Raw genomic sequence first — 11,692 nt, forward strand, 5'->3', positions numbered from 1 at the left:
GTGCGTAAAGGTATTTGGGTCTACGGTGGGCAATTCCGGATTAACGGTGAAGTGTCTAGAGGGTCAATGGCGATAAGTAAGCATCAAAGTAGGGGTGTCCACGAAAACGGACTCTCGTTTTTGCGTCGGCTAACCCAAAATAAAATTGTAGAGCAACAATACGGAAAGCACCGCGATTCCAATTAGGATGAACCATCCCCACGCATTATAGAGCGTCCGGTTCGCATAATTACCCATGACACGTTTATCCCTTGCTAGCAACAGCAGAAAAAACAGTGCCGGAATGATGAGAATCGCGGATACAAATTGGGCGATCACAGCCATTAGGTTGAGTGGTAGAGAGGGAATCAGAACGATGAGTGCTGCGAGTATAACGCTTCCAATGTAAATCCCGTAAAACTTTGGTGCTTTATGAACCTTATCATTTAGGCTGTTTGCCCAACCAAGAGTCGTGGCAAACGTCCAAGACGTAGACATGGAAATCGTAAATGCAGCGAGAAATCCTGCATTGAACAGCCCAAATGCAAATAAGTCTGCGCCCACAATGCCGATATATTGTGTATAGGCATGAATGACTTGAAGTGGGACCGACAAGGAGGCCACCACATTACTAGATGGTGTGTAAAGTGCTGCGCCACAAATAATCAAAATGGCAGCAATCAGAACCTGACTCACACTTCCTGTAATCGTATCGATACGACCATACCGTAGGTCTTTTACGGTCAATCCCTTGTCAAGCACTGCACCACCTTGAAAGAAGATCATCCAAGGTGCAAAGGCATTACCAATCGTGGCGATGATGTACCATAGGAAAATGGTGTGCGTTTGGGATGGAATCGACCAGTAGGTAAAGGCGTTCCCAATTTTTGCGAGGCTTGGATGGGTCATAAACGATACGAAAAGGAAAACGACATTAAAAGTGCCAAGCAACAGCGCGAGACGTTCTTTTGTCCAGTAGCTCCCGAATATGGCAAGTACAATAACGATAACTAGGCTAAGAAGATCACTGGCAACAAATGGAATGCCAAGAATTGACAGCCCTGCGCTCATGCCGATAAACTCGGTGGTCAGCGAGAGAATGTTGTTCACAAGGAGCGTACCGAGAGAAAATTTTACCCAGAACGTGCCGAATCGTTCAGAAATCAATGTTGTGAAACTGCGTTGAGTCACCACACAGAGTCGCATCACCATTTCTTGTACGGTGTACGTGAGTGGGGCGAGTAGCAATATAAATGGGACAAAAAATCCGATGCCGAATTGAGCACCAGTGATGACGTAACTCAAAACACCGCCTGCATCGTTGTCACCGATCATCGCCAACAATCCGGGGCCGAGGACTATCCAGAATAATGTCATCAGCTGAAAACGTGGCTTCCGCTCCTGTGTTGGGGCATCAATCTTCTCTTCAATATCCATCATGATGACAACTCCTCAACGGTCGATGGCATATCATATACAAACACCATGCGATGTGTGTTGATGAAGTGTTGAGAAACGATCAACGCAAGAACATCACATGTGACGAGAGGGGTGTCTAACAAGATGGAGCGGAAAGAACCGAACCAGCTTGAGGATACCGTCAAGTCGTTGTTGGAGAAGCGTTCCATGTCGCTCCGTACATTGGGAAAACAAACAGGCATCGACGTAGCTTCACTTTCACGCATGATTTCAGGCAAGCAGAAAGCCAACCCCGACTATCTACAGAGGATGGCAGTAGAGTTAGGGGTGTCCTCTGATGAATTATTCCGTGCTGCGGGATTCGACGTGGGAGGAACGATACAACGAGGTTCGGTGAATGACTCCTTTGACTTCCTCCGTGAATTGCTTAATGGACAGCGATTCTCGAAACAAGAAATCGAAGTCGAATTGGCCAAATATGAAGACTATGCTCGGACGGATGAGGGCACGAATCTTATCGTCGAGAAGTTCCCTGAAAAACGCCAACAGGTGCCAGGGACTGGCCCATTCATTGAACAGTTAGATGACATGTATAACAGCTTTTTGAAAAGCAGTTCGGATGAAGAGCGATGTATTTTGGGAAGCGGGTTACTGTATTTTGTTCTGTCTACTGATATAATCCCGGATTACATATTCCCAATTGGGTATGTTGATGATGCTTTGGCGATTCAATTAGCGTGGAGCCGTTTTTCGCTGATTCGTCGCGATTTAGGCGAAAAGGAGTAGCACAAATGAATTTGATAACGGTTAGGAACGCCTAATCAGAAATATTTCTGTTGACAAAACTGCATCGTGTGAACTACAGTGACGAAGGGTCTTACAGGCGTTTAACACGTTTTAAGACAAAGTTAGGCGAATGGGATTCACAAGTGCGAACAAGTTGCCATAAGGTATGGCAGTTGAATACAGACAGTCCTCGTTAGGCGAGGCGTCTATGCGAATACATGCCACTGCCCGGAAACGTGGAAACACGCCAATGGGTTGAACAGGTACTGCCGGATTAAGGCTTTACTTAACGTGGCCGGGTGAGAACCCTACGTCGTATAGTGCCAAAGCTCAACTAGGGGGATTGTGATGACGCTCGTATTTTAAGTGTGCGTTTTTCACGCCCCCAGAGGATTTACTTCTGGGGGCTTTTAGCATAGAAAAATCTCTCTTTGAAGGAGGTGAGGGCATGGATACTGGCCCTAGTCCGCGATCAAGCCAGTCAAGGTTTCAACACAAGGCGTTTCTATGCCCAAACCGACTTCAAGGGGGTATTTCCGATGGTGAAGGGAAATGTTTGCTTCAAAGAGTCCGCTGTGCTGGATGCAGCACATCAAGGTGACATCAAAGGTGCATTGGGCACCGTTCGTGTAGCGGATTTTGCAAAGAGAGCCACGTGGGGTACTCGAATTCGTACTCTTCTCGCCATTATGGGGCCGGGACTCATTGTCATGGTTGGGGACAATGATGCAGGCGGTGTTTCCACGTATGCTCAAGCAGGTCAGAACTATGGAACCAGCCTGTTGTGGGTGCTATTGTTGCTGATTCCTGTTCTGATTGTTTGTCAAGAAATGGCCGTGCGTTTGGGGCTTGTTACAGGTGTAGGCCATGCACGTCTCATCTTCGAGCGGTTCGGTAAGTTCTGGGGAATGTTTTCTGTCGGGGACTTGTTCGTTCTGAATTTCTTAACAATCGTTACTGAATTCATAGGGATTAGCATGGCGATGTCATATTTTGGTGTGAGTGCATACATCTCGGTTCCTGCATTCGCGTTGATCTTAATCTTAGTCACACTCACAGGGAGCTTTCGCAAATGGGAGACGTTTATGTTCGTCTGCGTTGCTGCCAACTTTGTAGCGATTCCGTTAGCGTTCTTGAGCCATCCACACATTGGCCCGATTGTGCATGATACGTTTATTCCGAGTGTTCAAGGTGGGTTGAATAGCAATGCCATGCTGCTGATCATCGGTATGGTGGGAACTACAGTGGCCCCGTGGCAGTTATTCTTTCAACAATCAAACGTAATTGACAAAAGACTGACGCCGCGCTGGATGCGGTATGAACAAATGGATACGACCATTGGTGCATTCGTCGTTGTCATTGGTGCGGCTGCGTTAATCATCGCAACTGCTTTCGCGTTTCATGGTACAAAAGTGGAAGGGCAATTCGTTGATGCTGCGACGGTAGCTCATCAGCTTCGTCATGCTATAGGCCGTGTTTCAGGCGATTTGTTTGCCATTGCGCTCTTGAATGCCTCAATCATCGGTGCTGGTGCAGTGACGCTTTCGACCTCATACGCTTTTGGAGATGTATTCAACATGAAGCACTCTTTGCATCGCAAATGGTCGGATGCGAAAGGATTCTACAGTATTTATGCGGCGATTGTACTTGTGGCTGCTGGGATTGTTCTTATTCCACATGCACCATTGGGACTCATGACAATCCTTGTTCAAGTTCTCGCAGGCGTATTATTACCGAGTGCTACGGCATTTCTGTTATTGCTCTGTAATGATAAAGCAATTCTTGGCCCGTGGGTCAATAAGGCTTGGCAAAATGTGTTGGGTAGTGTGATTGTCGGAGTTCTTACTATGTTGTCTCTCATTTTGGCAGCTACAACAATGTTCCCGCAGTGGAATGTAAATCTCATCGCGGAAGTTTTGGCTGGAGTATTGGTCGTTGGTCTGGTTGCTGTAGGAGTGTTTCAAGTTCGAAAACGTGGCACCAAGAAAGAAATCGTTCAGGAAGAGTTGGATCGTTGGACATGGCGGATGCCACCTCTAAAAAATTTACCGAAAGCGATGCCTTCACGTGCCAGTGCAATTGGGATGCTTACACTGCGGGGCTACCTTGTTGTCGCGGTTTTATTGCTAGTTGTGAAGGCTGTTGAACTTACTCTCGGTCATTGAACGGGGGGGAAGGAATGTCTACGAAGAGTCGAATCTTATTTGCAGTCGTTCATTTTTCTTGGATTATTATGTGGCTTCTGGCCAATGGCCTACAAAGGGAAATTCCAAGGGTGTACGATAATTCGTTGTGTAGTGTTGCCGTAATTACCGCTGTGTTATCTACCGTCGGCATGGTTAGAACTATGGTAAGGTTGCGGAGATAAACTGTTTTCATTTTCGAGTTGCAAAAAGTATTTGGTGAGTCAAGTTGTCAGCACGATACATCGACAGGGAGTCCAATCACCCGTACTCCCTGTTTTTTGGTTATATTTATTGGCTCATGAACCTGCTTCGTGGCATACTATATTCAAACATACGTTTGAATGAAGGTGAAAAGTCAGTGCCGAAACAGAATATGTGCCAAGTTGAATGCGTTGATGTGTCAAAGGTGGAAAGGCTCCGAACTGCACTCCCTGAGACAGGTTCGTTCGCTGTCGTCTTCAAGGCATTAGCCGATGCAACACGCCTGAAGGTGGCGTTCGCGCTTTTGACAGACGAACTGTGCGTCTGCGAAGTTGCCGCGTTACTCGATACATCAGTGCAGAACACCTCTCACCATCTGCGGTGGCTCAAACGTGCTGGGTTAGCAACGTACCGAAAAGACGGGAAGCTCGTCTACTACAGGCTGTTGCCACCAGTCTTCGTGATTCTCAATTCGGTTCAACAATGGCAAGGGGGCGAAGATGTTGTCAGTGCAAGCTATGCAGGTTAAGAAAGGCATCAATATCGAGATCGTCAGTATCCTTTGGATGATTGTCGAGGCTGCTGTCGCCATCGGAGCCGGGATAGTGGCTCATTCACTTGCGCTTACAGCGTTTGGTGCCGATAGCATTATCGAACTGGTAGCCGGAGGGATTCTGCTCTGGAGACTTTATGTTGAGGCAAGCGGTGCAAGCCTTGCAAGGGTTAAACAAGCTGAGAAGCGGGCTTCGTGGGTCGTCGGAGTGGCTTTAATCGCCTTGGCTATTTACATCGTTATCATGGCCGGATACGATCTGTGGACGCGATCTGGTTCGGAGACAAGTGTGCTCGGACTTGCACTCGCAGTAGCTTCAGGAATCATCATGCCCTACTTATCCCGTGCGAAAAAGTCCATTGGTACGCAGGCTGGCAGCAAGGCACTTCGAGCCGATGGTTCATGTAGCATCGTTTGTGTATACATGGCGTGGACACTGATCGTCGGTCTGATTCTCACCGCTTTGGTGGGATGGTGGTGGCTCAATGCGTTGGCTGGATTGGCATTGGTGTACTTCGTCGTGAAGGAAGGTATTGAGGCGATTCAGGAGGCACGCGGCGTCGAAGATGCTTGTGGATGCGGATGTCACGATGATTGAGCAGCGTAGACTCCTTGTTGGCCATGTGTCCTCCTTTTTACCCCATAAATAGGTGCTCCGCATTTAACGTGGCAGAGTCCGTATCAGTTCGCGTTTCCTCCTGTACCACGCAAACAGCCCTGCTCGTACCGCGTTATCCACTGCAATGCTTCCCCATACAGCAGGCAACCCGAACCCCATTCTCCATGCCACTAAATACACGCCCAGAGTACGAATAAACCAGATTCCGAGTGCAGTGACTATCATCGGAAACTTGCTGTTTCCTCCTGCCTGAATTGAAGCTGTATCCACCACAACTGCCGACATAAATGGCTGAAAAATTGTATCAATCGCAAGCACAATGAACAGCAAGTGAAGAACGTGAGAATTGTGAGTAAAGAGCAACCCGATCCACGGACTCAGTACGCATATAAGGGCTGTTACAATGAGTCATAGATGTCGCCGATAGGATGTAACTCCAACGGCGGTACGATTTTACTGACGATTCATCGCCGCTTCCAATTGCCTGACCGATAGTCGTTGTCGCAGCGGTTGCGAATCCTCCACCAATGGTCGAAGCAAAGACAGTGAGTGTGCCTGCGATATTGTGTGTGGCGTACACATCCACGCCCATGCGAACGATCAGACCGAAGTAGATGACCTGACCAAGCCGCATAGAAAGACGTTCAAGGGCGGCAGGAACAGCGAACTTCGTCATACTTGCGAGGAAATCTAGTTGTGGATGTAGGTTGGCTCTTTCAAGGCGAATTTCCTGCATCTGCCGTGACTTCCACCAAAGGCGTAGAAAAGCGTATAAGCGGGCCAGAAACATTGCCCACGCCGCACCTAAAAGCCCAAGACCATGAATGGGGCCGATGCCAAAGATGAGAATGTAGTCCAAAACAACATGAATCACATTCATTTCTAGCCCAACCCGCAGGGGCGTTTTCGTATCTCCTATGGCTCGAAATGCTGCTGACTGCGCCGTGAACAGTGCAATCAGTGGCGAGATACCAAGTACCATGCGAAAATAGGGCCATGCAGTTTTTTCGAGGGTTCCATGTGCGCCCATCAAGTGTAAAAGGGGTGCCGTAAAAATTAACGAGAGGGTAGAGAACAACAGACCAACGAGGAACGCGATAAACATTCCGTGAGCTATGGCTGCTTTTCCGCGATTCGCATCCGCGCCATACGCACGGGATAGAAAGACGGACAAGGCGGTAGACGTTGCTGTGAATACACCGATATACGTCATACTGTATATGTTCGTAACGCCAACTGCGTCAATTGCAACAAGTCCGATTCTTGCAATGAAAAATGAATCTACAACGCCTAGCAGGTTTTGTAGGTATGCCTCGCCTATCGCGGGCCATGCAATAGAGAATATTCTTTTTGCCGGGGACTGCGTGAGTTCAGTCATTCAGAACCTCCTTTGGGCAATACATAGTTTCATTCTATAGATTTGGTTACGGAGAGGAAATGCAGAGTGATACTTTTGAAAATGATCGTTCTAGTCCTTTCCCTCGGCATAGACACGCTACTGATGTCCGTTTCACTTGGGATGGCTCAACGTACTAATAGCAATCGACTGCGAATAGGACTGACTTTTGCGTTGGCAGAAGCAGTCATGCCACTTATCGGGCTTGGTATTGGTAAGACCCTTGGTAACTTCATTGGCAACTGGGCGTCTTTGATTGGTAGCATCGCACTCGTAGCTGTAGCGGTATGGCTTATTTTCTTTGAGGATGAAGACGATGAGGAAGAAAAGTTGGAACGAAATCTCATTGGCTGGAGGACGTTGGTTGTAACGGCGTTAAGCATTAGTCTGGATGAACTAGCGGTGGGGTTCTCCATCGGACTTATCGGTGTTCCTGCTGCACTTACGATTGTTCTAATCGCGGCGCAGGCGTTTCTATTTACGATTATAGGGCTGACTCTCGGTGGACGATTGAAACGATACCTCGGGGAGTGGTCGGAGAAGTTAGCAGGTATTGTGCTTGGGTTGCTTGGCATCTGGATACTCATTGATGCGATTCGGCATATAGCGTAGGGGAGTTCGGGTTAGAAGCCGAGTGTCTCACCTTTGCGCATTTCTTGGTAAGTTGGGCAGTAAAAAACGGCGTGTTGGAGTTACACGTCGTAACTTTAGGCAACACACTATTCCCTTTCGTTCTTGGAAAACTCCAAATGATTGCCTTCTGGATCGCGAGAGTAGAATGTTCTCTCACCCCAAGGCTTGGTTTCTGGCTGCCCTTCAGTTGAGAATCCTTCGCGCTGGAATGCCTCGTACAGACCGTCCACATCATCGGTTTCAATCTCCAAATGAAATGGAGGTTGGAGCTTCAAGTTCACCAAGTTTAGTGTGTTCTTACCAATCCGAATTACCGCAAGGTGTTTAGGACGGTGTACTTCCAACTTTGCACCCGGTATTTTCATATAGTATTCGAGACACTTTTCCACATCGCTTACGTGAATCGCAAATCCTTCGAGGCTAACCATTTTGTCACGCTCCTACTAATGCGATCTACAACCACGTCATCTGAATCTGTCTGGATCTTATCACACTACTGTTTCTACATCTCACCGAACACCCCTCCCACGCGCCATTTCACGCGGGCACCACTTTTGCGGCGTTTTAAGGGGGTTCTCACGGCCTGATGGTGCTGAATGACCAATGTATCGAACTTGTATATGAAAACAGAAGACAGGCTCAATGTGGCGGCCTGTCTTCGATGTATGATGGGATATTGTTCCTCTTCCTGCGTGAATCAGTCACGGGGATCGAGCGGATCGTCGTGAACATCAGGCACTTTGAATTCGCGCATGGTTCCTCCATCATCCCCGATACCATGCCCGCACCCGCACACAATCGTGCTACCAACTGCCTCGATATACATTTCGCCGTACTTTTTGCCATCGTCCCATTCTTGTTCGCGTCCGCATAATTCGCATTTCACCCGAAAGGCCATGTGCCCGTCTCTCCCCGTGCGATGGATTTACGGGAAGACCGTAACTCTTCGGGGACAACGAAGCAATACCTCATAGAAAATTTGAGGACTTTTGCCTTAGATACATTGATCCGCGTCAGAAAAATACCCGAAACGAGTAAACTCAGCCACTTTGCATAAAGCAGGTGGTTATATGGGTTATCAGGCAAGTCGGACAAGTATCGTCGCATACCTTTCAAAGAGAAGGGAGCGATGATATTTGGCTGACCCAAAGAAGATTCAACTCAATCCAGAAGCGTCCAGTATCATCGCTAGGATTTGTATTGGAGCACTGATAAGAGCGGGCAAGATAAAAACAAGTAACGACGATAGGGACGATCAGGTTATCACCGCCTGATCGTCCTTTTTTTCTAAGTGCCATATGGGTTCGTGATTTTTTTTCATTTTTCCGGTTGTTTGCTAAAGCCTTTCATCGAATGAAGATGGAGTACGACTTTGGCCTTAGCCGCATTTATGAACTGGTGATTAATTCGGACCCGTGTTATGCCTTTTTACTTGACGGCAATTCACTGCTGCAGAATAAGACGGTATCAGCTCACGTCCTGGCGCACTGTGACTTCTTCAAAAACAACACAGCTTTTTCCCGGACATCGCGGGATATGGTCGATCGGATGGCCTCCAATGCGGAACGCATTCGCGGATACGAGCTCGAGTATGGCAGAAAGCGCGTTGAAGCACTCCTAGATGCCGGGATGGCCGTTCAGGAACATGTCGATCCGACACTGCACGGATCACGGGGCAGAGCCGCAGCGGAACAGAGACGTCGGGCGTCAATGGCACAACGCAGGGCAGAAAGTGACGGGGGAGGTACGGCTGCTTCGAGTACCGGTTCTGCCTTGTCCAGGAGAGGGTACTCAGACCTGTGGGACCTCGACAGCGGACTGGAGAAGGGACCAGGCACCTCGGGACAGCCTTCCAAAACAGACAGTCCAGGGAGCGGCAGGCGAAAGAACCCCACCATGCCGCAAAAAGACATTATGTTGTTTCTGATTGAAAACAGCTCGACGCTCGAGGAATGGGAGCGCGATGTCCTTTCCCTGCTGCGGGAAGAAATGCTGTATTTTTGGCCGCAGATTGAGACCAAGATTATGAACGAGGGTTGGGCCACATACTGGCACTTGAGAATTATGCGTGAGCTCGATCTCGATGAATCAGATGCGGTTGAGTTCGCCAAGATGCATTCCGGAGTCGTCCTTCCATCGCGGATGTCAATCAATCCGTATCATGTGGGACTCGCCATCTGGGAGGACATTGAACGGCGTTGGGATAACCCGACGCAAGAGGAACGTGAACGATTCGGGAGAGAACCAGGGCAGGGGCGCGCAAAAATGTTTGAGATCCGAGAGATGGAAACGGACATGTCGTTTTTGCGGAACTACCTGACCAAGGACCTCGTGCACGACCTTGACCTATACCTCTATCAAAAGGTTGGCAACGAGTGGAGGATCGTCGAGAAAGACTGGGAAAAGGTTCGTGACACGTTGTGTGCCGCCCGCGTCAACGGCGGCATGCCGGTCCTCTATATAGAAGACGGCGACTATAACAACAATGGAGAGTTGTACGTCAAACACGCCTACGAAGGGCTGGAGCTTGACCTGAAGCATATGGAAAAGACCTTGCCCTATCTTCAGCAACTATGGGGAAGAACGGCCCACATGCAGACGGTGATTGAAGGTCGAGATGTCCTCTTCACGTGTGATGGGAAGAAGACGGTTCGCAAGTTTCTATAAAAATGATTTGCATAACCAAAGAGCTGTGAGAACGACAAATACTCCCCACGCAGAAGCGGGGGAGTATTTGTCTGTGTTAGTGCCTTCGGCTTTTGGGCATCATAACCATTAGGGGTAAGAAGCTTTGGAGGAATATACATGTGGAAGTTGAATCAGTTTCAAGCAATAATGCTTACATCCTCCAGTTACATGCCATTGACTTACTACTTTTTTGCCGGGACGGCGGTTGAATACAGCGGCTACTATGCCTTATGGACAATTTTTAGCATGATTTTGATTGGTTTGCTTCTTGGATGGCTACATCATCAATTGAACAAATGTTTCCCCGGATTAACTGGAGGGGACTATCACATAATCACTTTCGGGAGATTTATCGGAAAAACTGTTGCAGCCGCATATCTTCCCGTGTACCTTATGTTTGTCGGGCTATCCATACATTATTATCTAATGACTATGAAGCCATTTTTCCCCTTAACACCAGTTTCTGCACTAGGCAGTGCAATGATTACTGTTGCAATTCTAGGCGCTGTTCGCGGGCTTGAAGCACTTGGTCGAGCTGCTAGCATTATTTCCAGTTTGACGCTCTTTGGCAATTTACTGACTATGGTATTCATCATTTTTAGTGGAGAACACAGCCCCCACGTAGTCTACGCGCTCCCACCAGTAACTCCGCTATTGAATGCCATATACCACTTATTCCCTATGTACCTCGGCTTCAACTTGGTGAACATGCTTAATCCTTATGTTGACAAGACGTGGTACCCTGTCTTGGGCCCAGCCGTAAACTCGAGCATGTTGTTGGGGAATTTTATCATGAGCGTTCACGTCCTTGGGTATGGCGCGATTACGCACCTTCAATATCCATTTACGTATGTGATCCAATTACTCAGATTAACCGGCTTCATCATCGAGCGATTAGGAATTACTGTCGTTATAGTGGCAACTGCCTTTACCTGCAGTTTTGTCGCGAATCATCTATGGTGTCTTTCTGTCTTGACGAGTCGCATCTTTGGAAGGCCCGATTCGGAGTATCGAACATACGTGATCTTCTTGGCTATTCCCACGCTCCTAGTCGCAATCATCGCCGACGAAGAGTTCGATCACATTATTTTGAATTCGTTTCTTGTCCCCACGAGTTGGATTACGTTGGTTGTCTTGCCCCTAATCTCACTGGTTACTGCTAAACTCAAGCACTTACCCCACCGTATCGACAGATACAAGAAGCGATATTTTCCCACTGAGTCAAATTGAGA

At 48.1% G+C, this 11,692-nt stretch carries 11 protein-coding genes and 1 riboswitch; of the genes, 7 read left to right on the forward strand and 4 right to left on the reverse strand.

What is annotated here, in order from left to right:
• Window positions 1-129: 129 nt before the first annotated feature.
• Window positions 130-1,419, reverse strand: coding sequence for an NRAMP family divalent metal transporter (locus tag AN477_RS00660; protein ID WP_054967259.1), 1,290 nt, complete (start codon window positions 1,417-1,419; stop codon window positions 130-132).
• Window positions 1,420-1,542: 123 nt separating this feature from the next.
• Here AN477_RS00660 and AN477_RS00665 point away from each other — a divergent pair, with 123 nt between their 5' ends.
• The 4 genes from AN477_RS00665 (at window position 1,543) to AN477_RS00680 (ending at window position 5,722) form a co-directional block, all read left to right on the forward strand.
• Window positions 1,543-2,184 carry a DUF1232 domain-containing protein gene (locus AN477_RS00665; RefSeq protein ID WP_054967260.1) on the forward strand — a complete coding sequence of 214 codons (642 nt, stop codon included), beginning with the start codon at window positions 1,543-1,545 and terminating at the stop codon, window positions 2,182-2,184.
• Between the two features lie 182 nt (window positions 2,185-2,366).
• A riboswitch (M-box (ykoK) riboswitch) is annotated at window positions 2,367-2,532 on the forward strand.
• 191 nt (window positions 2,533-2,723) lie between these two features.
• Window positions 2,724-4,349, forward strand: a complete 1,626-nt coding sequence (locus tag AN477_RS00670; protein ID WP_054967261.1) for an Nramp family divalent metal transporter — start codon at window positions 2,724-2,726, stop codon at window positions 4,347-4,349.
• Between the two features lie 379 nt (window positions 4,350-4,728).
• On the forward strand, window positions 4,729-5,100 hold the full coding sequence (locus AN477_RS00675) for an ArsR/SmtB family transcription factor (protein WP_169787823.1): 372 nt from the start codon (window positions 4,729-4,731) through the stop codon (window positions 5,098-5,100).
• Window positions 5,072-5,722 (forward strand): cation efflux transmembrane domain-containing protein, encoded by a 651-nt coding sequence (locus AN477_RS00680; RefSeq protein WP_054967263.1) that lies wholly within the window; start codon window positions 5,072-5,074, stop codon window positions 5,720-5,722. Before AN477_RS00675 ends, AN477_RS00680 begins: the two co-directional genes overlap by 29 nt.
• 325 nt (window positions 5,723-6,047) lie before the next feature.
• Here the strand turns inward: AN477_RS00680 and AN477_RS00690 are convergent, their stop codons facing one another.
• Window positions 6,048-7,121, reverse strand: a complete 1,074-nt coding sequence (locus AN477_RS00690) for an MATE family efflux transporter (protein WP_054967265.1) — start codon at window positions 7,119-7,121, stop codon at window positions 6,048-6,050.
• 66 nt (window positions 7,122-7,187) lie between these two features.
• On the opposite strand from AN477_RS00690, the gene AN477_RS00695 reads away from it, so the two are divergent.
• Window positions 7,188-7,751, forward strand: a complete 564-nt coding sequence (locus tag AN477_RS00695; RefSeq protein ID WP_157061739.1) for a manganese efflux pump MntP — start codon at window positions 7,188-7,190, stop codon at window positions 7,749-7,751.
• A 107-nt stretch (window positions 7,752-7,858) separates the two neighbouring features.
• Here AN477_RS00695 and AN477_RS00700 read toward each other — a convergent pair whose 3' ends face one another.
• On the reverse strand, window positions 7,859-8,200 hold the full coding sequence (locus tag AN477_RS00700; RefSeq protein ID WP_054967266.1) for a VOC family protein: 342 nt from the start codon (window positions 8,198-8,200) through the stop codon (window positions 7,859-7,861).
• Window positions 8,201-8,469: 269 nt separating this feature from the next.
• The gene (locus tag AN477_RS00705; RefSeq protein ID WP_054967267.1) at window positions 8,470-8,670 is read right to left on the reverse strand and encodes a hypothetical protein; all 201 of its coding nucleotides are present in this window, start codon (window positions 8,668-8,670) and stop codon (window positions 8,470-8,472) included.
• A gap of 461 nt (window positions 8,671-9,131) precedes the next feature.
• Between AN477_RS00705 and AN477_RS00710 the strand changes: the two genes are divergently transcribed.
• The gene (locus tag AN477_RS00710) at window positions 9,132-10,439 is read left to right on the forward strand and encodes a SpoVR family protein (protein ID WP_425388098.1); all 1,308 of its coding nucleotides are present in this window, start codon (window positions 9,132-9,134) and stop codon (window positions 10,437-10,439) included.
• Window positions 10,440-10,577: 138 nt separating this feature from the next.
• Window positions 10,578-11,690 (forward strand): GerAB/ArcD/ProY family transporter, encoded by a 1,113-nt coding sequence (locus AN477_RS00715; RefSeq protein WP_054967268.1) that lies wholly within the window; start codon window positions 10,578-10,580, stop codon window positions 11,688-11,690.
• Window positions 11,691-11,692: the final 2 nt, after the last annotated feature.

The sequence above is a fragment of the Paenalicyclobacillus ferrooxydans genome (assembly GCF_001399675.1).
Classification (GTDB): Bacteria; Bacillota; Bacilli; order Alicyclobacillales; family Alicyclobacillaceae; genus Alicyclobacillus_B; species Alicyclobacillus_B ferrooxydans.